We start from the raw sequence: 23367 nt of genomic DNA on the forward strand, positions 1-23367 counted from the left end.
GATCAGCTGGCTTCCAGGGCGGACAGCACGGACTGGCAGCTGCGCTCGGCGTAACGGGTGAGCACATCGCGGATGCGCGCAAGATCTCGCACCACGACCGCTTCAAGCAATTGACTGAAGAGGGTCAGGTACTCGCTCATTTCTGCCTGGCGCTGGTCCAGCGCCAGGAAATAAAAGCGGCTCATCGAGGGTTGCAGGTTCTCGACGGTCTCTTCCAGGTAGGGATTGTTGGCGAACGGATAGGCCGCGCGCATCACGTTGAAACTGTCTTCGACGAAGGCTTTGACGTCCTGGCGCTCGCCACTGGCGATCAGCCGCTGCTGGATCTGCATGAAGGGCGCGAGGTCCAGCGGCTCTTTCCAGCTGCGCGCAACGGCAAGGCCCAGCAGGATGTACATTTCGCTCATCAGTGCGCACAAGCTGGTGATGTTGTGCGGGGTCAGCACCGACACCTGCGCACCACGGCGCGGCAGGATCACGATCAGGTGACGACGCTCCAGAATCAACAACGCTTCGCGCACCGAACCGCGGCTGACATTCAGCGCGGCCGTGACTTTCTGTTCCTGAATCCGCTCTCCCGGCTTGAGCTCGCCGCGGATGATCCGTTCGGCAAGGTGATGAGCGATCTGCTCGGCGAGGCTGTCAGGTGCCTTGAACGTCATTTCTTTCCTTCAACTTCATTAGCTGCAAACAAGCGGCGGAGTGTATCGCACTGCTCACCTGTGGCGCAGGGCCATCCTGTGGAAACTGGCACGAAATAAGCAGAAACATGGAAGTTCTGACCACTGGTTCTCACCGCCACGACCCGCTGTAGCAACGACGGTCGGTCGGCAATGAAACAAAACAGTGATTTTCTTGACCTTTGAGTCAGAAATTTATTGACCCGATAGTCAGAGCTGATAAATTCATCGACACGTTCGATGACACGCTCGTCGGCGGCTGTGAGCGGTGCTTATCAACGACAAGAACGAGGCGCGACCCGTGATCCAGTTTCTGCTGAACCAAGAGCTGAAAACCGAACACGCTCTGGACCCCAACGTGACGGTGCTCAATTACCTGCGCGAGCATCTGCACAAGTCCGGCACCAAAGAGGGTTGCGCCAGCGGGGACTGCGGCGCGTGCACTGTCGTGGTGGGCGAATTGACCACCGATGCTGCGGGACAGGAGCAACTGAGTTATCGCAGCCTCAACTCCTGCCTGACCTTTGTGGCCTCGCTGCACGGCAAACAATTGCTCAGCGTCGAGGACCTCAAACATCGGGGTCAATTGCACAGCGTTCAACAGGCAATGGTGGACTGCCACGGCTCACAGTGCGGGTTCTGTACACCAGGCTTCGTCATGTCGCTGTTTGCACTGCAGAAAAACAGCACCGAGAACGCGTCGTCTGAATTCAGACAGGCCCAGGCCCACGAGGCCCTGGCCGGCAACCTGTGCCGCTGCACCGGGTATCGACCGATTCTCGCTGCCGCCGAGCAATGCTGCACTGCACCGCAAGCGGACCAGTTCGATGCCCTGAAGGCCCAGACCATTGCCCGCCTCAAGGCCATCGTGCCGACGCAAACCGGCGAACTGGACAACGGCGACAAGCGCTGCCTGGTGCCGCTGACCGTGGCCGATCTGGCCGATCTCTACAGTGCTCATCCCCACGCCAGGCTGTTGGCCGGCGGCACCGATCTGGCCCTTGAAGTCACCCAGTTCCACCGCCCGCTGCCGGTAATGATCTACGTCGGCAACGTCGCCGAGATGAAAACAATCCAGCACTTCGACGACCGCATCGAGATTGGCGCGGCCACATCACTCACCGACTGCTATGGCGCACTGAGCCACGAGTACCCGGACTTCGGCCAGCTTCTGCACCGTTTTGCATCGCTGCAGATCCGCAATCAGGGCACCCTCGGTGGCAACATCGGCAACGCCTCGCCCATTGGTGACTCCCCGCCCCTGCTCATCGCTCTGGGTGCGCAAATCGTGCTGCGCAAAGCTGAGCAGCGCCGCATCCTGGCGCTGGAGGATTACTTCATCGACTACCGCGTGACCGCGCGGCAGGAAAGCGAATTCATCGAGCGCATCATCGTGCCCAAGGCCAACGCCCGACAGACGTTCCGCGCCTACAAGGTATCCAAGCGGCTGGACGACGATATTTCGGCGGTCTGTGCGGCGTTCCGGCTGCAGGTGGAAAACGACGTCATCGTCGACGCCCGCGCCGCATTTGGCGGGATGGCGGCCATTCCCAAACGTGCCACGCGCTGCGAGCAGGCGCTGATCGGGCAGCCGTGGACCGAGGCCACCGTGGAGCGTGCCTGTGGGGCGCTGGCAGAAGATTTCACCCCGCTGACGGATTTCCGCGCGAGCAAGGAATACCGGCTGCTCAGCGCGCAAAACCTGTTGCGCAAGTACTTCATTGAAGTGAAGACGCCCCACATTCAGACGCGGGTGACAGACTATGTCTAACCATCATTCAGCCAGGTCCCAAGAGGACATGCTCGCCCTGTTTCAACAGGACCTGACCACCGGCGTCGGCCGAAGCGTCAAGCACGACAGTGCCGACAAGCACGTGTCCGGCGAAGCGATTTACATCGATGACCGTCTGGAATTCCCCAATCAGCTGCACGTCTACGCACGCCTGTCCGATCGTGCCCACGCGCGCATCGTTCGCGTCGACGTATCGCCTTGCTACGCCTTCGAGGGTGTGCGCATCGCCATCACCCACGACGACATTCCGGGTTTGAAGGACATCGGTCCGCTGCTGCCGGGCGACCCGTTGCTGGCCATCGACACGGTGGAGTTCGTTGGTCAGCCGGTGATTGCCGTGGCGGCTCGGGATCTGGAAACCGCGCGCAAGGCGGCGATGGCCGCGATCATTGAGTACGAAGACCTGGAGCCGGTGCTGGACGTGGTTCAGGCGTATCGCAACAAGCACTTCGTGCTCGACAGCCACACTCACCAGCGCGGCGATTCGGCCACCGCCCTGGCGTCCGCGCCCCACCGGCTTCAGGGCACGCTGCACATCGGCGGCCAGGAGCATTTCTATCTGGAGACGCAGATTTCTTCGGTCATGCCCACTGAAGATGGCGGCATGATCGTCTACTGCTCGACGCAGAATCCGACCGAAGTGCAAAAGCTCGTCGCCGAAGTGCTGGACGTTTCGATGAACAAAGTCGTCGTGGACATGCGGCGCATGGGCGGTGGCTTCGGCGGCAAGGAAACCCAGGCCGCGAGCCCGGCTTGCCTGTGCGCAGTGATCGCTCGCCTCACCGGGCAACCGACCAAGATGCGCCTGCCGCGCATGGAAGACATGATGATGACCGGCAAGCGTCATCCGTTTTATGTCGAATACGACGTGGGGTTTGACAGCGATGGGCGCCTGCAAGGCATCCAGCTGGACCTGGCCGGCAATTGCGGTTACTCGCCCGATTTGTCGGCCTCGATCGTCGACCGCGCGATGTTCCACGCCGATAACGCTTACTACCTGGGCGATGCCACCATCAACGGTCATCGCTGCAAGACCAACACTGCATCGAATACCGCCTACCGCGGCTTCGGCGGCCCGCAGGGCATGGTCGCCATCGAGGAAGTAATGGACGTCATCGCCCGGCATCTGGGCAAGGACCCGCTGGCGGTGCGCAAGGCGAATTATTACGGCAAGACCGAGCGCAACGTGACGCACTACTACCAGACGGTCGAGCACAACATGCTTGAAGAGATGACCGCCGAGCTGGAGCAAAGCTGCGACTACGTGGAGCGACGCAAAGCCATCCAGGCCTACAACGCCAGCAGCCCGGTGTTGAAGAAAGGCCTGGCACTGACCCCGGTGAAATTCGGCATTTCCTTTACCGCCAGTTTCCTCAATCAGGCTGGCGCGCTGATCCACATTTACACCGACGGCAGCATCCACCTCAATCATGGCGGCACCGAGATGGGTCAGGGGCTGAACGTGAAAGTGGCGCAGGTGGTGGCCGAGGTGTTCCAGGTCGATATCGACCGCGTGCAAATCACCGCGACCAACACTGACAAGGTGCCGAACACCTCGCCAACGGCCGCGTCCAGCGGGGCCGACCTGAACGGCAAGGCAGCGCAGAACGCGGCGGAAATCCTCAAGCAGCGGCTGGTGGAATTCGCGGCGAAGCATTACCAGTGCGATGAGTCGCGCGTGGAATTTCGCAACGGCCACGTGCGCGTTGGCGACCAAGTGATCAGCTTCGACACCCTGGCGCAGCAGGCTTGGATGGGCCAGGTGTCGCTGTCGAGCACCGGCTACTACAAGACGCCAAAGATTTTCTACGATCGCAGCCAGGCGCGCGGCCGGCCTTTCTACTATTTCGCCTTCGGTGCGGCGTGTACCGAGGTGCTGGTGGACACGCTGACCGGTGAGTACAAGATGCTGCGCACGGACATTCTGCATGACGTCGGCGCCTCACTGAACCCGGCCATCGACATCGGCCAGGTAGAAGGCGGCTACATTCAAGGCATGGGTTGGCTGACGACTGAAGAGCTGGTGTGGAACGACAAGGGCAAGCTGATGACCAACGGCCCGGCGGGTTACAAGATTCCTGCGGTGGCCGACATGCCGGCGGACCTGCGCGTAAAACTCGTCGAGAACCGCAAGAACCCCGAGGACACGGTGTTCCACTCCAAAGCTGTGGGTGAGCCACCGTTCATGCTGGGGATCGCCGCCTGGTGTGCGATCAAGGACGCCGTCGCGAGCCTGGGGGATTACCGGCATCAGCCAAGGATTGATGCACCTGCGACGCCGGAACGGGTGTTGTGGGGATGTGAGCAAATGCGCGCGTTGCGACGCAATTCAGCGGCTTCGCAGATCGTGCCCACGCTCCGCGTGGGAATGCAGCCCGAGACCCTCCGCGCCGATTGAGCGACGCCGAGCGTCATAGCCGCCGTGCCCACGCAGAGCGTGGGTACGATCGATGTTCGATGAGGAGAATCACATGAATAACTGGATCAGCGCCCTCGCCGATCTGCAGCGCCAGGGCGAGGCCTGTGTGCTGGTGACCATCATCGAGGAACGCGGCTCGACGCCACGCAATGCCGGCTCGAAAATGGTGGTCAGCGCCAAGCGCATTTTCGACACCATTGGCGGCGGTCACCTGGAGTTCAAGGCGATGGAAATCGCCCGGGACATGCTCGCCAGTGGCAGTGGGCACACCCGACTGGAGCGCTTTAGCCTTGGCGCCAGCCTGGGTCAGTGCTGCGGCGGGGTGAATGTCCTGCTGTTCGAACCGATGGGCGAGCCCCAGGCGCATATCGCTGTGTTCGGTGCCGGTCACGTCGGTCGTGCGCTGGTGCCCTTGCTTGCCAGCCTGCCCTGCCGGGTGCGCTGGATCGATTCTCGCGAGACTGAATTCCCAGCGCATCTGCCCGAGGGCGTGACGCAGGTGCTGACCGAGGACGTCATCGAAGAAGTCGACAATCTACCGGCCGGCAGCTATTGCATCGTCATGACCCACAACCATCAACTGGACCTGGAGTTGGCCGCAGCGATCCTCAAGCGGGGTGACTTCGGCTATTTCGGGCTGATTGGCTCGAAAACCAAACGCGTCAAATTCGAACACCGCTTGCGTGATCGTGGCTTCGACGCCGCTGCGCTGCAGCGCATGCGTTGCCCGATGGGCCTCACCGAGGTCAAAGGCAAGCTGCCCATGGAAATCGCCGTGTCCATCGCCGGCGAAGTGATTGCCACCTACAACGCTCATTTCGGCGAGCACAGCGTGTCCGCCGAACCTGTCGCCCGTCTGCTGCCGGCCTCACGCCGCAGCCTGACGCCCTGAATCCCTGAAGAACGAATCCAGACATGACGACCCCTCTGTCCCAAGCACTGCCCCAAGCACTGCCCCACGCTAAAAAAGCGTACCGCGCCGCGATCGTGCACAGCCTCGCCGACCCCGCCGAGGTGGGCGTGGAGGCGTCGTACGAATACTTCGCAGACGGCCTGATGCTGGTTGAAGACGGTCGTATCGTCGCGCTCGGCAATGCAGAAGACTTGCTGGCCACGCTCGCCGACGACGTCGAAGTGGTGGCATATGACGACGCGCTCATTACCGCGGGCTTCATCGACACCCATATCCATCTGCCGCAGACCGGCATGATCGGGTCCTACGGCGAGCAGTTGCTTGACTGGCTCAACACCTACGTTTTCCCCTGCGAAAAGCAGTTCGAAGACCCCGAGCACTCGGCGCAAGTCGCCGACATCTTTCTCAACGAATTGCTGCGCAACGGCACCACCACGGCGCTGGTGTTCGGCAGCCGTCACAAGGCGTCGGTGGAGGCGCTGTTCAGTGCCGCCAAGAAGCTCAACCTGCGGCTGATCGCCGGCAAAGTGATGATGGACCGCAACGCGCCGGATTATCTGGTGGACACCGCGCAGTCCAGCTATGACGACAGCAAGGCGCTGATCGAGCGCTGGCATGGCAAGGGCCGGTTGCATTACGCGGTGACGCCACGGTTCGCGCCAACCAGCACGCCGGAGCAAATGACCCTCGCCGGCCAACTGTTGACCGAATACCCGGATCTTTACCTGCAGACCCACATCAGTGAAAACCTGAAAGAGATCGAATGGGTCAAGGCGCTGTTCCCCGAGCACAAAAACTACCTGGACGTGTACGACCATTTCAACTTGCTGGGCCAACGCTCGGTGTTCGCCCACGGCGTTCATTTGTGCGACGAGGAATGTGAGCGCCTGGCCGAAACCGGGTCGGCCATTGCCTTCTGCCCGACGTCGAACCTGTTTCTGGGCAGCGGGCTGTTCGATTTGCCGATGGCGGAGCGGCACAAGGTCAACGTCGGCCTGGGCACCGATGTCGGCGCGGGGACCAGTTTTTCGCTGCTGCACACATTGAACGAGGCTTATAAGGTCATGCAATTGCAGGGAGCGAGGCTGAGCCCGTTCAAATCCCTGTACCTGGCGACTCTTGGCGGGGCTCGCGCACTGCGGCTGGAAGACAAGATCGGCAACCTGCAGGCGGGCAGCGAAGCGGATTTTGTGGTGCTGGATTTCAACGCCACACCGCTGCTGTCGTACCGCATGAAGCAGGCGACGAGCATTGAAGAGCAGCTGTTTGTGTTGATGACGCTGGGCGACGACCGCACCGTCAGCGAAACGTATTCGGCGGGGGTGTTGGTGCATAAGCGGTAAGGCAGCGCCGCGAACGGTAGAAGCGCTTGTCTGCGAATGCGGTGTGTCAGCCGACATTGATGTCGCAGGCCCGCCGCTTCGCGACCGTCGTAACCTCCGATTGCTCCTACAGTGATGTGCGTTCAATGCGGATTGGATGAGCGTCAGAAAATGTAGGAGATTCGTCGTCGTCCAGACGCCGCGCTGTCGCGCAGCAAACAGGGTCCATGTGGGAGTGAGCTTGCTCGCGATGGCATCCTTCCAGCCACCGCATGCATTGCTGACCCACCGTGTTCGCGGGCAAGCGCGCTCCTACAGGTCCTTGGCCAGATCAACCATTCGCGAATACCACCAACCACTGTAGGAGTGAGCTTGCTCGCGATGGCATTCTTTCAGCCACCGCATGCATTGCTGACCCACCGTGTTCGCGGGCAAGCGCGCTCCTACAGGTCCTTGGCCAGATCAACCATTCGCGAATACCACCAACCACTGTAGGAGTGAGCTTGCTCGCGATGGCATTCCTTCAGCCACCGCATGCATTGCTGACCCGAGGCAATCGTGAGCAAGCTCACTCCCAGAGGCTCTGCGGCGAACGGGTGGGGTCAGGCCGCGGTGCTGCGGCCGGCTTTTTTCTTTGGCAGCATCAGGTGCGAGAACACGGCGTGGAGGTCGTCCGAGGCGCTGTCTTCGTCGAGGTTGAGTTTGCTGTCGATGTGATCCATGTGATGCATCATCAGGTCGACGGCCAGCGCCGCGTCGCGGGCTTCGATGGCGTCGATCAACTGGGTATGTTCGTCGTACGAGCAATGCGAGCGATTGCCGCTTTCGTACTGGGCGATGATCAGCGAGGTCTGCGACACCAAGCTGCGCTGGAAACTGATCAACGGCGCGTTTTTCGCCGCTTCCGCCAGTTTCAGATGAAATTCCCCGGACAGGCGAATACCTGCGCCACGATCCCCTTTGGCAAAGCTGTCACGTTCATCGCTGACCATCTGCCGCAGCTCGCCCAACTGCTCGGCAGTGGCGTGCTCGACGGCCAGTTCAGTGATGGCCTTTTCCACCAGGCGCCGGGCGAAGAACACCTGACGCGCTTCTTCAACACTGGGGCTGGCGACCACAGCGCCACGGTTGGGACGCAGCAACACCACGCCTTCATGGGCCAGACGCGACAATGCGCGGCGGATGATCGTACGGCTCACGCCGAAGATCTCACCGAGGGCTTCTTCACTCAACTTGGTACCTGGCGCGAGACGCTGTTCGAGAATGGCCTCGAAGATATGCGCGTAGACGATGTCGTCCTGGGTTCCGCTGCGGCCGGACTTGGTCGGACGCGGGTGTTTCTTGAGGGGTTGCAACTGATCGTTCATGGGCACTCGTGGGAACAGAATCCGGCGCTGGGCCTTGCCGTGATCAGGGCGGGTACGACCACTGTTGAAGCAACCAATAGCAGATATCCCGGCAAAGTCACAGTAAAAGTAATGGCGCATTGTACACAGCCGACCCCGTCTGCACAGGCCCGTAAAAGCAGGATACATATGCATACAATCCGACCCATAAAGCACACATAATAAAAAACATTATTTGCAATATTTGTATACAAACGCATAATCCCCTCGTGCACGTTTCTGACCTCGCAGTCAACAAACAGGCCTGTCAGGTCCACCGCCTCCCAAAGCCTGCCGTCGGCTTTGCAATAACAACAAAAACACCCCGAGGATTTCACTGTGGAAAGTCGCAAAACCGAAGCCGCGCCACTCGACCTCACGTCGCCGCACAAAGGTGTGCTGGAGCGGCTTTTCAAGCTGAGCCTGCATGGCACGACGGTCCGGACCGAGTTACTGGCCGGCCTGACGACCTTCATCACCATGGCCTACATCATCTTCGTCAACCCCAACATCATGGCCGATGCCGGGATCGATCATGGCGCGGCATTCGTCGCCACCTGCATCGCCGCCGCGTTGGGTTGCCTGCTGATGGGGCTATACGCCAACTGGCCTGTCGGACTGGCGCCGGGCATGGGCCTGAACGCCTTTTTTACCTACACCGTGGTCGGCACCATGGGCTACAGCTGGGAAACGGCGCTGGGCGCGGTCTTCGTCTCGGGCGTGATCTTCATGATTCTGACGCTGTCGCGCATCCGCGAATGGCTGCTCAATAGCATTCCGGTCAGCCTGCGCTACGCCATGGGCGCCGGGGTCGGGCTGTTTCTGGGGCTGATCGGCCTGAAGACAGCGGGCATTGTGGTGGACAGCCCGGCGACGCTGATCAAGCTCGGCTCGTTGCGCGAACCCGGTCCGCTGCTCGCGGCCATCTGTTTTCTGATGATTGCCGTGCTCAGTTATCACCGGGTGTTCGGCGCGATCCTGATCAGCATCATTGCCGTGACCCTGGCAGGCTGGGGCTTGGGGCTGGTGCATTACGGCGGCATCTTTTCCATGCCGCCGAGCCTGGCACCGACCTGGATGGCGATGGACCTGGCCGGCGTGTTCAACGTCAGCATGATCAGCGTGGTGCTGGCATTTCTGTTCGTACACATGTTTGACACGGCCGGCACGCTCATGGGTGTGGCACAACGCGCCGGTTTGGTGCGTGAGGATGGCCGCATTGAAAACCTCTCGCGGGCGTTGAAAGCGGACAGCGCGTCCAGCGTATTCGGCGCCATGGTCGGTGTGCCGCCGGTGACCAGCTATGTGGAAAGCGCCTCGGGCGTGGCGGCGGGCGGCAAGACAGGTCTGACCGCCGTGACCGTGGGCGTGCTGTTCGTGGCGGCGATGTTTTTCGCCCCGCTGGCTGGCATGATTCCCGCTTACGCGACCGCAGGCGCGTTGATCTACGTGGCGATGCTGATGATGGGCGGTATGGCGCACATTGATTGGGATGAGGCCACCGACAGCATCCCGGCGATAGTCACCGCGATCATGATGCCGCTGACGTTTTCAGTGGCGGACGGGATCGCGCTGGGGTTCATCACCTATGTGGTGCTCAAGGCAGGCACCGGTCGGCACCGGGAGATCTCGGTCAGCCTGTGGGTGCTGTGCGCGATTTTCATCGCCAAGTTTGTGTTTTTGTAAGCCATCACCCAGACAGCGCTGATGAACAACAGCGCGTACCGCTGCAGGATGCATAGCGGGCAAGGGATGGATCACGGTCATACGCGGACTTTGTAGGAGCCGGCTTGCTGGCGAACCCGCTGCAACGCCCAAGGATGAACCGTTTGACGCACCGCGTTCGCCAGCAAGCCGGCTCCTACAGTGGATTGGCGCCAGATAGTGAATCGGGGTCGCAGGCAATATTTTCGATTTAAACCGACAAGGAGAACACCCATGACACTGGACACCTGGCTGCTGTTCAGCGGCGCCGCGCTGGTGGTGATTCTGATCCCCGGCCCGCTGTCGTTGCTGATGATCGGCAACAGCCTCAACTACGGCCTGTTGCGGTCCTACCCCGCCTTCCTCGGTGGCGTTTGCGCATCGATCTGCCTACTCAGCGCCTCGGCGCTGGGGCTGGGCGCATTGCTGCTGGCGTCCGAACAGCTCTTCAGCGCGTTGAAGATCGTCGGCGGTCTGTACCTGTTTTACCTCGCCTGGCAGAGCTGGCAACAATCGCGCCGGCCTGCCACCGCTGCCGAGGTGCCCGATGCGCTCAGCAAACCGGCCTTTGGCTCACTGTTCTGGCGCGCGTTCGTGCTGGGTGGCAGCAACCCCAAGGACATCCTGTTTTTCGCAGCCTTTCTGCCGCAGTTTCTCCGCGCCGACGAGCCGTTTCTCGGCCAGTTGATCACCATGATCATCACCTGGACGGTGCTCGACCTGAGCTGCAAATTGTTCTACGGGCTCAGCGCCCAAAGCGCCGCCCGCTACCTGCGCACCGGCAAGGGTCAGACCTGGTTCAACCGCGTCAGCGCCGGCCTTTTCGGCAGTGCGGGGACCGCCGCATTGATCAGCCACTGACTTCAAGGTGGAAAGCAAGGGACGAAAAAAAGCCCGCAGTGTGAGCGGGCAAGAGCAACAGGGGCAAAGCGATGGAGCGGCAGCCGCTTAGCTGCCGCGGTAGGTCGAATAACTGTAGGGCGAGATCAGCAGCGGGACGTGGTAATGATCTTGCCCGGCATCGATGCCAAAGCGCAGCACCACCTCATCAAGAAACGCCTGCCCGCCTGACTGCACGCCCTTGCTGCGAAAGTAATCGCCCGCCTGAAACTGCAGCTGATAGACGCCTGAGCGGTAGTCATCGCCCTGCAACAACGGCGCATCGCAGCGTCCGTCGCTGTTGGTCAGCGCCTCGGCAATTTTCTCCAGCTGATCGCCCTCGACCCGGTAAAGGGCAATGCGCAGCGAACTGCCGGGGCAACCGTGAGCAGCGTCCAGCACGTGAGTGGTGAGTCGTCCCATGGCGTGAAGCCTCCTGAGTTAGGTGTGAGACCTGAACGCACCGGAAAAGAGCGTCCTCGATCAGATGACGTCTGAATTAAGACAGTTTCGCCATGGATTGTACACAATTAAAAATCAGTACCTGGTAGCTAATTCCCTTTCACTGCCGGGCAACCCCATCGTTGCCGCAATCGATGCGGCAAAGGCATCGGAAGACGATTATTTGACCAAGCAGGCAGGTTTCTTGCAGCGCCTTTTCCGAGGACAAAAGTGAGAATGAGCGGAAAAACAGCGTTACAACTTGTAAATAAAGTTGTATACAATCTCACACCGCAATGACCGTCTCGGTGGTGAGCAGCCATCGCCGAATGCACTTTGCCACAGCACACACGCAGATAAGGAAGATCCAGTGAGCGCCGACTACCCACGCGACCTGATCGGTTACGGCAGTAACCCGCCCCATCCCCGCTGGCCGGGCAATGCCCGGATCGCGCTGTCGTTCGTGCTCAATTACGAAGAAGGCGGCGAGCGCAATATTCTGCACGGGGATAAGGAGTCCGAAGCGTTCCTGTCGGAAATGGTCGCCGCGCAACCGCTGCAGGGCCAGCGCAACATGAGCATGGAATCGCTCTATGAGTACGGCAGCCGTGCCGGCGTGTGGCGCGTGCTCAAGCTGTTCAAGCAATTCGACATCCCGCTGACCATTTTCGCCGTGGCCATGGCCGCGCAACGCCATCCCGATGTGATCCGCGCCATGGTGGAGGCCGGCCATGAGATCTGCAGCCACGGTTATCGCTGGATCGACTACCAGAACATGGACGAGGCTCAGGAACGCGAGCACATGCTCGAAGCCATCCGCATCCTCACCGAACTCACCGGCGAGCGTCCGCTGGGCTGGTACACCGGCCGTACGGGGCCCAACACCCGGCGGCTGGTTATGGAAGAAGGCGGTTTTCTGTACGACTGCGACACCTACGATGACGACCTGCCTTACTGGGAGCCGAACACACCCACCGGCAAACCGCATCTGGTGATCCCCTACACGCTGGACACCAATGACATGCGCTTCACCCAGGTGCAGGGTTTCAACAAGGGCGACGACTTTTTCGACTACCTGAAAGACGCCTTCGATGTGCTCTACGCCGAGGGTGCCGAGGCGCCAAAGATGCTTTCCATCGGCCTGCACTGCCGGCTCATTGGCCGCCCCGCCCGGCTGGCCTCGCTGCAGCGTTTCCTCGAATACGTCAAAGGCCACCAACAGGTCTGGTTCGCGCGCCGGGTCGAAATCGCGCGCCACTGGCATCAGGTCCACCCCTTCAACCACGGAGCTGCCGAATGAGCCGCTTTCAGACCCTGACCCCCTCCTCCCTAGGCCGCGAGGCGTTCGTCCAGGCCTTTGCCGATGTCTACGAACACTCGCCGTGGGTCGCCGAACAGGCGTATGACCGGGGCCAGTTGCACGAGCTGGACGACATCGAGACGCTGCATGCACGCATGAGCGACATCCTGTTGAGCGCTGATCACGCCGCGCAACTGGCACTGATCAACGCGCACCCGGACCTTGCCGGCAAAGCCGCCGTGCAAGGCCAACTGACCGAAGCCAGCACCTCTGAACAGGCGGGCGCCGGTATTCACCACTGCACGGCCGAAGAGTTCCAGCGCTTCACCGAGCTGAACGACGCCTACAAAGCGAAATTCGCGTTCCCCTTCATCATGGCGGTGAAAGGCAGCAACCGGCATCAGATCCTCGCGGCATTCGAGACGCGCATTCACCACACGGCCGACGCCGAGTTCACCTGCGCGCTCGACGAGATCAACAAGATCGCGATGTTCCGCCTGCAAGCCCTCTGACCGACCCTCCCACGCCCACCCACAAAGGCAGACAAAAAGAATGAAAGCTTACGCCGCACCCTTCGAGAAGTTCGTCAACCTGGCCGATGCGCGTCTCGGGACGAAGATCCTCTCCGTCACCGATGACTGGTTCGCCGACGCCAACCGCCTGTTCCAGCCCACCCCGGCGGTGTGGAAGGAAGGCGTGTTCGACGACAACGGCAAGTGGATGGATGGCTGGGAATCGAGGCGCAAGCGTTTTGAAGGTTACGACAGCGCGGTGATCCGTCTGGGCGTCGCCGGGAGCATCAAGGGCGTGGACATCGACACCTCGTACTTCACCGGCAACTACCCGCCATCCGCCTCGCTGGAAGGCTGCTTCCTGGCGTCGGGTGAGCCGGATGACAACACCGTCTGGAGCGAAGTGCTGGGCGCGGTAGAGCTCAAAGGCGACAGCCACCATTACCACGAGATCAGCGACGCCAAGGCGTACAGCCATTTGCGTTTCAACATCTACCCGGACGGCGGCGTGGCGCGTCTTCGAGTGTACGGCGTGCCGCACCGGGACTGGTCAGCCGTGGGCGATAACGAACAGATCGACCTCGCCGCTGCATTGAATGGCGGTCGCGCACTGGCCTGTTCAGACGAGCATTTCGGGCGCATGAGCAACATCCTCAACCCGGGCCGTGGTGCGAACATGGGCGACGGCTGGGAAACAGCACGCCGCCGCACGCCCGGCAATGACTGGGTGATTGTCGCCCTCGGCCATGCGGGTGAGGTTGAGCAAGTCGTGGTCGACACCCTGCACTTCAAGGGCAACTACCCGGACAGCTGCTCGATCCAGGCGGCGTTCGTCAAAGGCGGCACCGACAGTCAGATCGAAACACAGAGCCTGTTCTGGCGTGAGTTGCTGCCCAGCCAAAAGCTGGAGATGCACGCCGAACACACCTTCGTCGAGCAGATCAAGGCGCTGGGGCCGATCACGCACATTCGCCTGAACGTGTTCCCCGATGGCGGCGTGAGCCGGCTGCGGGTGCTGGGCAAAGTTGCGAAGTAACGCCTGACGAGCGCGACTGAACGGTTCGATCGTTCCCGCGCTCCGCGTGGGAACGCCTTGGGAGGAGCAACGCATGAACCTGTAGGAGCCGGCTTGCTGGCGAACCCGGTGGACAGACCGCCAGGCGTGTGTGGCGGTCGAACAGGCCTCTTCGCCAGCAAGCCGGCTCCTACAGGAATGTGCAAGCCCAAACGATCCGTGTCCGCAGGGACGCATTGTCATCAACGATCCGTGTTCGCACGGACGCATTGTCATTAACGATCCGTGTCCGCGAGGACGCGCTTTCATTCTGAACCTGAAACAGAAGAGCCCGCATGCGCACACTGATTATCGAGCCGTTGACCAAGCACGCCTTCGCCCCGTTTGGCGATGTCATCGAGACCGATGGCAGCGATCATTTCATGATCAACAACGGCTCGACCATGCGTTTCCACCGTCTGGCCGAGGTGGAAACGGCGACACCGGAGGACAAGGCGATCATCAGCATCTTCCGCGCCGAAGCGCTGGCCATGCCGTTGACCATCAGCATGCTGGAGCGACACCCGTTGGGCAGCCAGGCCTTCATTCCGCTGCTCGGCCATCCTTTTCTGGTCGTGGTCGCGCCCATTGGCGATGCACCTGAACCAGAGTTGACCCGCGCCTTCATCACCAATGGCAGGCAGGGTGTTAATTACCATCGCGGCGTCTGGCACCACCCGGTGCTGACGATCGAAAAGCGGGATGACTTCCTGGTGGTTGATCGCAGTGGCAGTGGCAATAACTGCGATGAGCATTTCTTCGAAGAGAGTCAGAAGATGGTTCTCGATCCCCAACTATAAGAAGGGCCCGACCACCCGCCAAGGGGTGGCAGGCAAAGGGTAAGACTGTGGCTGCACATCTGATGGAATGGCTGAATCTGAGCGTGCGCTGGATTCACATGATCGTCGGGATTGCCTGGATCGGGGCGTCCTTTTATTTCGTCTGGCTGGAGAACAACCTCAACCGCGCCAACCCCCGTGACGGTTTGTCGGGCGACCTCTGGGCGATTCACGGCGGCGGTATCTACCACCTGGAAAAGTACAAGCTGGCGCCGCCGACCATGCCGGACGACTTGCACTGGTTCAAATGGGAAGCCTACTGGACCTGGATGTCGGGCGTTGCCCTGCTGTGCATCGTGTTCTACTCCAACCCCACGCTTTACCTGCTGGCACCGGGCAGCACGCTGAGTGGCGGCGCCGGCATCGCCATCGGCGTCGGCTCGTTAATCGCCAGCTGGACGATCTACGACATCCTGTGTGATTCGCCGCTGGGCAAGCGGCCTGCCCTGCTGGGCCTGGTACTGTTTGTGCTGATCATCGCTGCCTGTTTCGGCTTCAGCCAGGTGTTCAGTGGGCGGGCAGCTTACCTGCACACGGGTGCGATCATCGGCACGATCATGGTGGGCAACGTGCTGCGCATCATCATGCCGGCGCAGCGCGCGCTGGTCGCCGCCATTGCCGAGAACCGCACGCCGGACCCGTCACTGCCGGCCAAGGGCTTGCTGCGTTCGCGGCACAACAACTACTTCACCCTGCCGGTGCTGTTCATCATGATCAGCAACCACTTTCCGAGCACCTACGGTAGTCAGTACAACTGGCTGATCCTGGCCGGGATCGCGGTGTGTGCGGTCTTGGTCCGTCATTTCTTCAATACCCGTCACAACAGCCACAAATACGCCTGGCCCTTGCCAGTGGGTGCGCTCGGGATGATTTGCCTGGCGTACGTCACAGGTCCTGCGCAAATGCCTCGCGGGCCGGACGTGGCAGAGAAAATCCAGTATCAGCCGCTGCCGGGCACGGCCATTGGCGGCCATCGCGCCGACGAGCCGAAACCTGACGTGGCGTCAGCGCCTGCACCCGCTTCAGCCCCGGTCCCGGTCCCGGCTCCGGCCACAGCCCCGGTGACGGCCTCGACCCCAGCGCCTGCCGAGGCGGTTGCAGCCCAGCCGGCGCAAGCCAGCACCGGCGGCGTGGACTTCGAGAAGGTCCATAGCGTGATTCAGGAACGCTGCACCGTCTGCCACTCCGCCAAACCCACCAGCCCGTTGTTCAGCAGCGCGCCGGCCGGGATCATGTTCGACACGCCGCAACAGATCCAGCAACTGGCCCCGCGCATTCAGGCTCAGGCCGTGACGGCGCAAATCATGCCGCTGGGCAATATCACCCAGATGACCCAACAGGAACGCGACCTGCTGGGGCAATGGATCGATAAGGGGGCGCAGGCGAACTAATGAACGGGGCGGGGCTGATGCCCTGCAGATCTGTCTGACGAAGCCAATCCTGTAGGAGCCGGCTTGCTGGCGAAAGCGGTGTGTCAACCGACCACAATGTGTCAGATGGATAGCATTCGCCAGCAAGCCGGCTCCTACAAAAAATCGCACCATGACTGTTGCGATGTAAGCGCTCCACCGCCCTGCTGCACCGGGCGTACTCATACAATAAAAACAATGAGGTGTTGCATGTCCGAGCCCACTCACGCGCGCATCCCTGCTGCGCCGCCACGTCAGCCCCTGCCACTGCTGCAACTGATTCTGGTGGGCGTGCAACACGTCCTGTTGATGTACGGAGGCGCCGTGGCGGTGCCGCTGATCATCGGTCAGGCCGCCGGATTGTCGCGCGAAGACATCGCGTTTCTGATCAACGCCGACTTGCTGGTCGCCGGTATTGCCACCGTGGTGCAATCGATCGGCATCGGCCCATTGGGTATCCGCATGCCGATCATGATGGGGGCGAGTTTCGCCGCGGTGGGCAGCATGGTGGCGATGGCCGGAATGGACGGCGTCGGTCTGCCGGGGATCTTCGGGGCAACCATTGCGGCGGGGTTCTTCGGCATGCTGGTTGCGCCGTTCATGTCGAAAATCGTGCGCTTCTTCCCGCCGCTGGTGACAGGCACGGTGATCACCTCGATCGGTCTGTCGCTATTTCCGGTGGCCGTCAACTGGGCGGGCGGCGGCAGCAAAGCAGTGAGTTTCGGTGACCCGCTCTATCTGGGCGTTGCCGCGCTGGTGCTGCTGACCATCCTGCTGATCAACCGCTTCATGCGCGGCTTCTGGGTCAACATCTCGGTGCTGATCGGCATGGGCCTGGGCTACGTTCTTTCCGGTGTCATCGGCATGGTCGACCTCAGCGGTCTGGCCCAGGCGCAATGGCTGAAAGTGATGACGCCCCTGCACTTTGGCATGCCGCAGTTCAGCCTCGCGCCGATCCTGTCGATGTGTCTGGTGGTGGTGATCATCTTCGTCGAATCCACGGGCATGTTCCTCGCGCTGGGCAAGATCACCGACCGCGAAGTGACGCCGGGCATGTTGCGCCGAGGCCTGCTCTGCGACGCCGCCGCCTCGTTTCTCGCCGGGTTCCTCAACACTTTCACTCATTCCTCGTTCGCCCAGAACATCGGCCTGGTGCAAATGACCGGGGTGCGCTGCCGCTCGGTCACCGCGGTCGCAGGCGCCTTCCTGATCGTGCTCAGCCTGCTGCCGAAAGCCGCGTATTTGGTCGCCTCGATTCCGCCGGCGGTGCTGGGCGGTGCGGCCATCGCAATGTTCGGCATGGTGGCCGCGACCGGGATCAAGATCCTGCAGGAAGCCGATATTTCGGACCGTCGCAATCAACTGCTGGTGGCGGTGAGCATCGGCATGGGCCTGATACCGGTGGTGCGGCCTGAGTTCTTCAGCCAGTTGCCGATGTGGATGGGGCCGATCACCCACAGCGGCATCGCCATGGCGACCCTCAGCGCGGTGCTGCTCAACGTGTTGTTCAACGTGCTGGGCGGCGCCGGACGTGCAGCGATGGCAGGGCCGCTGCATTCGCATCAGTAGGCCGCCCTGTTTTCGCCGGGAGTGCTCTGTCACAGAGCACTTGAGCGCCGCTGCGCGAGTCAGTATCCTCCGCCGCCGCTCGAATTCAGCCCAATAACAACACGCTACCCGTCTGACCGACCGGACACCGCGTCGGCCAGCCAGCGCCTCTTCCAAACGGCAATGAAACACACACCAATCGACTGTCACTCCAACAGCCGGCGGGGCTTTTTTGTCTTTTTTCAAGGTGTTGGCTCAGCTCTTGCTATCCAGTCAAAGCTGACCAAACAGACAACTAAGTGAATCAACCAAGGCGCCATAACAGAGCGTCACTACGTGAAAAACAACGACGTCAAACCAAGGGAATCTTCAGATGAAACGCACACTTTCCAGCCTCATGGCCGCAAGTAGCCTGCTTGCCGCCGCGCCGGCGATGTCGGGTGATCTACTGCAATGGCAGAGCAACAGCCTGACCTATCTTTACGGCAAGAACTTCGCCGTGAACCCCGAGAATCAGCAGACGTTCACCTACGAACATGCCGATGGCTGGAAATACGGAGACAACTTCGTCTTCCTCGATTACATCAGTTACAACGGCAAGAAAGATGCGGGCGTGGGCAACGCCACGACGTATGGGGAAATCTCGCCGCGCTTGTCCATGGGCAAGATTTTCGATCAGAAATTCCAGCTGGGCCCCATTACTGACGTGTTGCTGGCGACCACTTACGAGTTCGGCGAAGGCGATGTTGAATCGTTTCTGATCGGGCCGGGCTTTGATCTGAAGGTCCCGGGTTTTGACTATTTCCAGCTCAACTTCTACAAGCGATACAACGATGGTCATCGGGCGGGTTATGGCGCATGGCAGATTACACCGGTCTGGTCTTACACCCTGCCCGTGGGTAAATCGGACATTCTGATTGACGGCTTTATGGACTGGGTCGTGGACAATAAACAGTCCAACAGCAAAGGCGATTACCACTCCAACCTGCACTTCAATCCGCAGATCAAATATGACTTGGGCAAAGCCATGAACCTTCCGGAGCGGCAGTTGTATGTGGGCATCGAGTACGACTACTGGACCAATAAGTACGGCATCAACGACACGCGTTATTTCGACACTGACCAGAACACCGCCAGTTTGCTGGTGAAGGTTTTTTTCTAAGCGCATCTTGGGATGAATGTGGGGGCTACCCCCAGTTGCGAGTCGCTTCAGGCGAGCGGCGCAGGGCATAGGATCAGACACCTTGGCGGTGCCTGACCCGGCCCACTGCAACCTCCTCACCCGGGCAAGCGCGACCCTCTCAGGCCTGCCCTTCCCACGGCAGCGGCTTGCCCGCTCTGACCCTCGCATTGAGCGAGCGCAACAGGTCGAGAGGATCGCGGTCTTTCATGGCATGGCTCTGCTCGTCGACCCAGGTCATGACCTGCTGCCGGTCAAGCGTCGGCCGGCGATGCAGGATTTCCACCAGCTGACGCTCGCAATGCTGGGCATATGCAACGACGCTGGAAAACAAAGGGCTGTTCATTCTGCCGACACCTCGCCACCGAATACGCGTTCAGCCTTGTAAAGGCGTCAGTTGATCCAAGCCTCCCGTTACTGCGCCCACACAATAACACCGGCGCTTGCCGGCGGCAGCGTCGCGCCTGTGTTAAACCCAGGGAGTTTTGTGGGGCGGTGGCAATCTTGAGCCTGCTGCGAGGCCGGTGCTAACATTCGCCACCGCCGAGCAGGCAAGGACAAACCGGTTTATGAGCAGCATCCGCGAGCGCAACAAAGAACTGATCCTGCGCGCAGCCAGTGAAGAATTCGCCGACAAGGGATTCGCCGCCAGCAAGACCAGCGACATCGCCGCCAAGGCCGGTGTGCCCAAGCCCAACGTCTATTACTACTTCAAGTCCAAGGACAACCTGTACCGCGAGGTGCTTGAGAGCATCATCGAGCCGATCATGCAGGCATCCACCCCGTTCAACCGCGAAGGCGTGCCCGCCGAAGTCCTGAGCAGTTACATCCGCTCGAAGATCCGCATCTCCCGCGACCTGCCCTTCGCTTCAAAAGTATTCGCCAGCGAGATCATGCACGGGGCGCCGCACCTGACGCCCGAGCAAGTCGAGCAGTTGAACGGTCAGGCGAGGCATAACATCGAGTGCATTCAGGGCTGGATCGACGACGGGCTGATTGCGCCGCTCGACCCACATCACCTGATGTTCAGCATATGGGCGGCGACTCAGACTTACGCCGACTTCGACTGGCAGATCTCCACGGTGACCGGCAAGCCCACCCTGGACGACGCCGACTACGAAGCCGCCGCCCGGACCATCATCCGGCTCGTGCTCAAAGGCTGCGAGCCGGACTGATGAGTCTCACGCGCCCTTGACGCTCAGCAGGGCCCTGTCAACGCCGTCGATCAGTTGCCCGAAGCTCCAGGGCTTGCGGATGAACTCCACGGGATGGACCACGCCGGAGCTTTCCGGTGTTTCATGACCGGACATGATCAGGATCGGAATCTCTGGCCACTTGTTGCCTGACAAGTTGGCGAGGTCGGCACCGTTCAAAGTGCCCGGCATGAGGATGTCGGTCAGGAGGAGCGACACATTGCCTGCATGATCATTGAGGTACTGCTCCGCCTTGTCCGCACTCTCGAGCGCGTAAGTGTCGTAGCCTTCGTCACCGAGGATTTCGCAGACGAAATCGCGAATGATTTCCTCGTCCTCAACTACCAGAATGAGTCCCTTGTTCGGTACGTCTGCTGCCATTTGCGCCACATCCACAATAATTATTCCCATTGCCTGCCCGGCCGGCCCTGTCCTGGACTCGGGTGTAGTCCGTACTGTGAGCGGCGCGCGCGCAGGAAATTCCCTCGGAAAACAACATTTGGTCGAAACGTTTGGCAGATTGGCCTAATTGTTGTGGCGCAGAAGGCATTTGCCGAATCGCAGGCAATAAAAAACCCGCCGAAGCGGGCTTTCCCAACACCGTCCAACTTCCTGTTGGCCGCCAATGCCTGGCAACGGTCGATCGTCCTTGATCCTGCAGCGGTCCGTTGCTGCAGTTGATGGATCCAATGTAACGCGTGTGGGCCATCCGGCCTAGAGCCAACTTCCTCTCCTCGTGTAAGCGTTTCGCTATACCGGTAGTGGATCTGACGCAAAGCGAAGGCATTTCTTACATCGAATGTAGTTCGCGTAACGGCAAATTGCAGATAAATCCCTTCGCCGCTCTCAGGTTTGTCGGTGGCAAGCCGAGACGCTTAATGACACCGCGCACTCTCATTGTCGTTGTCATTGCGTGGTTGTCGATCCGCAGTTGCGCATCCGGTTTATCCGGCGCGCTGTTCCAACACGCCTGCACCCATAACAAGAATAAAGAAACGGAGTGACGATCATGAATATGCGCAACCTTTCGATCAGCCGACGCTTGTGGCTGATCCTCATCGTCGCCGTGGTAATGCTGTTCACGCTGGCGGCGGCGATGCTCAAGCAGATTCACGACGATCTGTACGAAGCCAAGACCGTCAAGACCATGCACGTGGTGCAGACCGCCAGTGGCCTGCTCGACTACTACCATGGGCTGGAAACCGCGGGCACGCTGACCCGCGAGCAGGCGCAGCAGCAGGCGATGGATGCCATTCGCGGGCTGCGTTACAACCAGACGGACTACTTCTGGATCAACGACCTGCGCCCGGTGATGATCATGCACCCGGCCAATCCGAAGCTGGTGGGCCAGGACCTGTCGGGCATCAAGGACCCTGACGGGTTCCAGGTTTTCAACGAGATGGTCACGCTGGCCAAAGCCAAAGGCGCCGGGATGGTCAATTACCGCTGGCCCAAGCCCGGCGCCAGTGAAGCGGTTGGCAAGACCTCCTACATCTCGCTGTTCTCGCCATGGGGCTGGATCATCGGGTCTGGCGTCTATGTCGATGACGTGCAGGCCGAGTTCTACCGCCAGGTGGTCAAAGCGCTGTCGATCAGTGCCGGCATCATTCTGGTCATGGCGCTGTTGCTGATCACCATCGCGCGCAGCATCGCTCGTCCGCTCAAAGCCACCGTAGAAGCCATGGCGAACATAGCCAGCGGCGAAAGCGATCTGACCCGCACGCTGGAGACCCAGGGCGACGACGAAGTCACGCAGCTGGCTCGTCACTTCAATGCCTTTACCGCCAAGCTGCGCCGGGTGGTCGGGGAGCTGCAGTCGTCGGCCGTCGGTCTGGGCCAGGCCTCCAGCGACCTGGGCAGCAATGCGATTCAGGCCCAGGAGCGCAGCCAGCAGCAGTCGTTGCAGATGGAACAGGTTGCCACCGCCGTCAACGAAGTGACCTATGGCGTGCAGGACGTGGCCAAAAACGCGGAGCACGCGGCCAGCGAGATGCGCAACGCCGAATCCCAGGCGCAGCAGGGCCAGGCCAACATCGACAGCAGCCTCAAGCAGATCGGCCATTTGTCCGGCACCATCGACCAGGCCGTGGAGGTGATCCGCACCCTGGCCAGCGAAAGTACGCAGATCGGCGGGGTGCTGGAAGTGATCAGCTCGATCGCCGAACAGACCAACCTGCTGGCGCTGAACGCCGCCATCGAAGCCGCACGCGCGGGTGACCAGGGTCGAGGCTTTGCCGTGGTAGCCGACGAAGTGCGCTTGCTGGCCCAGCGCACGCAGAAATCCACTGCCGAAATCCAGGGCATGATCGAGCGGTTGCAGGCGCATTCGGACGCGGCGGTCAAAGTGATCGCCGACAGCAGTCGTTCGTCGCAACTGACCATCGAGCAGGCAAACCTGGCCGGCCAGAGCCTGACGTCGATCAGTCAGGCGCTGCGTAACCTCAATGGCCTCAACGCCTCCATCGCCAGCGCCACCCTGCAGCAATCCCACGTGGTCGAAGACATCAACCAGAACGTCACCCAGGCCGCTCAGCTGTCGCAGAGCACCGCCGTGGCGGCCGAACAGTCCAGCGCGGCGAGCAACCAGCTCAAGGGCTTGAGTGAACAGCTGAATGGCTTGTTGAGGCAGTTCCGGGTGTAGGCGACTGACGCCTTCCCGGCTAAAGCCGGTCCTACGGGGGTATGCGGTGGTTGTGGGACCGGCTTCCCGGCTGAAGCCGGTCCTACAGGGGTATGCGGTGTTTGTGGGACCGGCTTCCCGGCTGAAGCCGGTCCTACAGGGGTATGCGGTGTTTGT

General features: G+C 60.8%; 21 protein-coding genes and 1 pseudogene. 16 read left to right on the plus strand and 6 right to left on the minus strand.

Annotation, left to right across the window (positions count from 1 at the left end):
- Positions 1 to 2: 2 nt before the first annotated feature.
- The gene (locus QRN48_RS03555; RefSeq protein WP_191946084.1) at positions 3 to 662 is read right to left on the minus strand and encodes a GntR family transcriptional regulator; all 660 of its coding nucleotides are present in this window, start codon (positions 660 to 662) and stop codon (positions 3 to 5) included.
- 319 nt (positions 663 to 981) lie between these two features.
- Between QRN48_RS03555 and xdhA the strand changes: the two genes are divergently transcribed.
- The 4 genes from xdhA (at position 982) to guaD (ending at position 7147) form a co-directional block, all read left to right on the plus strand.
- Positions 982 to 2451, plus strand: a complete 1470-nt coding sequence (xdhA, locus tag QRN48_RS03560) for a xanthine dehydrogenase small subunit (protein WP_191946085.1) — start codon at positions 982 to 984, stop codon at positions 2449 to 2451.
- Entirely contained in the window at positions 2444 to 4870 is a 2427-nt protein-coding gene (gene xdhB / locus QRN48_RS03565; RefSeq protein WP_285348944.1) for a xanthine dehydrogenase molybdopterin binding subunit, read from the plus strand. Before xdhA ends, xdhB begins: the two co-directional genes overlap by 8 nt.
- 73 nt (positions 4871 to 4943) lie before the next feature.
- Positions 4944 to 5783 carry a xanthine dehydrogenase accessory protein XdhC gene (xdhC, locus tag QRN48_RS03570; RefSeq protein ID WP_285348946.1) on the plus strand — a complete coding sequence of 280 codons (840 nt, stop codon included), beginning with the start codon at positions 4944 to 4946 and terminating at the stop codon, positions 5781 to 5783.
- 23 nt (positions 5784 to 5806) lie between these two features.
- Positions 5807 to 7147 (plus strand): guanine deaminase, encoded by a 1341-nt coding sequence (guaD, locus tag QRN48_RS03575; protein WP_285348948.1) that lies wholly within the window; start codon positions 5807 to 5809, stop codon positions 7145 to 7147.
- A 581-nt stretch (positions 7148 to 7728) separates the two neighbouring features.
- Here the strand turns inward: guaD and QRN48_RS03580 are convergent.
- Positions 7729 to 8493 carry a GntR family transcriptional regulator gene (locus QRN48_RS03580; protein ID WP_037011449.1) on the minus strand — a complete coding sequence of 255 codons (765 nt, stop codon included), beginning with the start codon at positions 8491 to 8493 and terminating at the stop codon, positions 7729 to 7731.
- Positions 8494 to 8850: 357 nt separating this feature from the next.
- On the opposite strand from QRN48_RS03580, the gene QRN48_RS03585 reads away from it, so the two are divergent.
- On the plus strand, positions 8851 to 10197 hold the full coding sequence (locus tag QRN48_RS03585; RefSeq protein WP_191945356.1) for an NCS2 family permease: 1347 nt from the start codon (positions 8851 to 8853) through the stop codon (positions 10195 to 10197).
- 23 nt (positions 10198 to 10220) lie between these two features.
- Here QRN48_RS03585 and QRN48_RS25145 read toward each other — a convergent pair.
- Positions 10221 to 10265, minus strand: a pseudogene (locus QRN48_RS25145) (hypothetical protein); the annotation flags it as partial.
- Between the two features lie 184 nt (positions 10266 to 10449).
- Between QRN48_RS25145 and QRN48_RS03590 the strand changes: the two are divergent.
- Positions 10450 to 11076 (plus strand): LysE family translocator, encoded by a 627-nt coding sequence (locus tag QRN48_RS03590; protein ID WP_037011451.1) that lies wholly within the window; start codon positions 10450 to 10452, stop codon positions 11074 to 11076.
- An 87-nt stretch (positions 11077 to 11163) separates the two neighbouring features.
- Here QRN48_RS03590 and uraH read toward each other — a convergent pair whose 3' ends face one another.
- Positions 11164 to 11517 carry a hydroxyisourate hydrolase gene (gene uraH, locus QRN48_RS03595; RefSeq protein ID WP_037011453.1) on the minus strand — a complete coding sequence of 118 codons (354 nt, stop codon included), beginning with the start codon at positions 11515 to 11517 and terminating at the stop codon, positions 11164 to 11166.
- Positions 11518 to 11581: 64 nt separating this feature from the next.
- Here uraH and QRN48_RS03600 point away from each other — a divergent pair, with 64 nt between their 5' ends.
- The 8 genes from QRN48_RS03600 (at position 11582) to QRN48_RS03635 (ending at position 19359) form a co-directional block, all read left to right on the plus strand.
- A complete protein-coding gene (locus tag QRN48_RS03600) occupies positions 11582 to 11770 on the plus strand; it encodes a hypothetical protein (RefSeq protein ID WP_285348951.1) in 189 nt (62 codons plus the stop codon).
- A 135-nt stretch (positions 11771 to 11905) separates the two neighbouring features.
- The gene (gene puuE, locus QRN48_RS03605) at positions 11906 to 12835 is read left to right on the plus strand and encodes an allantoinase PuuE (protein WP_037011456.1); all 930 of its coding nucleotides are present in this window, start codon (positions 11906 to 11908) and stop codon (positions 12833 to 12835) included.
- Positions 12832 to 13347, plus strand: a complete 516-nt coding sequence (uraD, locus tag QRN48_RS03610) for a 2-oxo-4-hydroxy-4-carboxy-5-ureidoimidazoline decarboxylase (RefSeq protein ID WP_285348953.1) — start codon at positions 12832 to 12834, stop codon at positions 13345 to 13347. Before puuE ends, uraD begins: the two co-directional genes overlap by 4 nt.
- Positions 13348 to 13387: 40 nt before the next feature.
- Positions 13388 to 14383, plus strand: coding sequence for an allantoicase (gene alc / locus QRN48_RS03615; protein WP_285348955.1), 996 nt, complete (start codon positions 13388 to 13390; stop codon positions 14381 to 14383).
- Positions 14384 to 14697: 314 nt separating this feature from the next.
- Complete coding sequence (locus QRN48_RS03620; RefSeq protein ID WP_037011461.1) at positions 14698 to 15201, plus strand: ureidoglycolate lyase; 504 nt, start codon at positions 14698 to 14700, stop codon at positions 15199 to 15201.
- Positions 15202 to 15248: 47 nt separating this feature from the next.
- Positions 15249 to 16631 carry a urate hydroxylase PuuD gene (locus QRN48_RS03625; RefSeq protein WP_285348957.1) on the plus strand — a complete coding sequence of 461 codons (1383 nt, stop codon included), beginning with the start codon at positions 15249 to 15251 and terminating at the stop codon, positions 16629 to 16631.
- Positions 16632 to 16859: 228 nt separating this feature from the next.
- Complete coding sequence (locus QRN48_RS03630) at positions 16860 to 18218, plus strand: nucleobase:cation symporter-2 family protein (protein WP_285348959.1); 1359 nt, start codon at positions 16860 to 16862, stop codon at positions 18216 to 18218.
- Positions 18219 to 18570: 352 nt separating this feature from the next.
- The gene (locus QRN48_RS03635; RefSeq protein ID WP_191945364.1) at positions 18571 to 19359 is read left to right on the plus strand and encodes an outer membrane protein OmpK; all 789 of its coding nucleotides are present in this window, start codon (positions 18571 to 18573) and stop codon (positions 19357 to 19359) included.
- A gap of 139 nt (positions 19360 to 19498) precedes the next feature.
- Here QRN48_RS03635 and QRN48_RS03640 read toward each other — a convergent pair whose 3' ends face one another.
- Positions 19499 to 19723: a hypothetical protein gene (locus QRN48_RS03640; protein ID WP_037011469.1), complete on the minus strand. Its 225-nt coding sequence runs from the start codon at positions 19721 to 19723 to the stop codon at positions 19499 to 19501.
- A 223-nt stretch (positions 19724 to 19946) separates the two neighbouring features.
- Here QRN48_RS03640 and QRN48_RS03645 point away from each other — a divergent pair, with 223 nt between their 5' ends.
- Positions 19947 to 20552: a TetR/AcrR family transcriptional regulator gene (locus QRN48_RS03645; RefSeq protein ID WP_191945365.1), complete on the plus strand. Its 606-nt coding sequence runs from the start codon at positions 19947 to 19949 to the stop codon at positions 20550 to 20552.
- 6 nt (positions 20553 to 20558) lie between these two features.
- Here the strand turns inward: QRN48_RS03645 and QRN48_RS03650 are convergent, their stop codons facing one another.
- Positions 20559 to 20981, minus strand: a complete 423-nt coding sequence (locus tag QRN48_RS03650) for a response regulator (protein WP_081955336.1) — start codon at positions 20979 to 20981, stop codon at positions 20559 to 20561.
- Between the two features lie 598 nt (positions 20982 to 21579).
- Between QRN48_RS03650 and QRN48_RS03655 the strand changes: the two genes are divergently transcribed.
- The gene (locus tag QRN48_RS03655) at positions 21580 to 23211 is read left to right on the plus strand and encodes a methyl-accepting chemotaxis protein (RefSeq protein WP_285348965.1); all 1632 of its coding nucleotides are present in this window, start codon (positions 21580 to 21582) and stop codon (positions 23209 to 23211) included.
- The last annotated feature ends 156 nt before the right edge of the window (positions 23212 to 23367 follow it).

The organism is Pseudomonas sp. ME-P-057 (genome assembly GCF_030208975.1).
GTDB classification, from domain to species: Bacteria; Pseudomonadota; Gammaproteobacteria; order Pseudomonadales; family Pseudomonadaceae; genus Aquipseudomonas; species Aquipseudomonas lutea.

Excerpts from the sequence above, each read along its gene's own strand:
- QRN48_RS03555 (WP_191946084.1), bottom strand. The coding sequence starts at position 662 with ATGACGTTCAAGGCACCTGACAGCCTCGCCGAGCAGATCGCTCATCAC.
- xdhC (WP_285348946.1), top strand. The coding sequence starts at position 4,944 with ATGAATAACTGGATCAGCGCCCTCGCCGATCTGCAGCGCCAGGGCGAG.
- QRN48_RS03590 (WP_037011451.1), top strand. The coding sequence starts at position 10,450 with ATGACACTGGACACCTGGCTGCTGTTCAGCGGCGCCGCGCTGGTGGTG.
- guaD (WP_285348948.1), top strand. The coding sequence starts at position 5,807 with ATGACGACCCCTCTGTCCCAAGCACTGCCCCAAGCACTGCCCCACGCT.
- xdhB (WP_285348944.1), top strand. The coding sequence starts at position 2,444 with ATGTCTAACCATCATTCAGCCAGGTCCCAAGAGGACATGCTCGCCCTG.
- QRN48_RS03645 (WP_191945365.1), top strand. The coding sequence starts at position 19,947 with ATGAGCAGCATCCGCGAGCGCAACAAAGAACTGATCCTGCGCGCAGCC.
- QRN48_RS03620 (WP_037011461.1), top strand. The coding sequence starts at position 14,698 with ATGCGCACACTGATTATCGAGCCGTTGACCAAGCACGCCTTCGCCCCG.
- QRN48_RS03635 (WP_191945364.1), top strand. The coding sequence starts at position 18,571 with ATGAAACGCACACTTTCCAGCCTCATGGCCGCAAGTAGCCTGCTTGCC.
- uraH (WP_037011453.1), bottom strand. The coding sequence starts at position 11,517 with ATGGGACGACTCACCACTCACGTGCTGGACGCTGCTCACGGTTGCCCC.
- QRN48_RS03630 (WP_285348959.1), top strand. The coding sequence starts at position 16,860 with ATGTCCGAGCCCACTCACGCGCGCATCCCTGCTGCGCCGCCACGTCAG.
- QRN48_RS03650 (WP_081955336.1), bottom strand. The coding sequence starts at position 20,981 with ATGGGAATAATTATTGTGGATGTGGCGCAAATGGCAGCAGACGTACCG.
- QRN48_RS03655 (WP_285348965.1), top strand. The coding sequence starts at position 21,580 with ATGAATATGCGCAACCTTTCGATCAGCCGACGCTTGTGGCTGATCCTC.
- uraD (WP_285348953.1), top strand. The coding sequence starts at position 12,832 with ATGAGCCGCTTTCAGACCCTGACCCCCTCCTCCCTAGGCCGCGAGGCG.
- alc (WP_285348955.1), top strand. The coding sequence starts at position 13,388 with ATGAAAGCTTACGCCGCACCCTTCGAGAAGTTCGTCAACCTGGCCGAT.
- QRN48_RS03580 (WP_037011449.1), bottom strand. The coding sequence starts at position 8,493 with ATGAACGATCAGTTGCAACCCCTCAAGAAACACCCGCGTCCGACCAAG.
- QRN48_RS03640 (WP_037011469.1), bottom strand. The coding sequence starts at position 19,723 with ATGAACAGCCCTTTGTTTTCCAGCGTCGTTGCATATGCCCAGCATTGC.
- QRN48_RS03600 (WP_285348951.1), top strand. The coding sequence starts at position 11,582 with ATGACGTCTGAATTAAGACAGTTTCGCCATGGATTGTACACAATTAAA.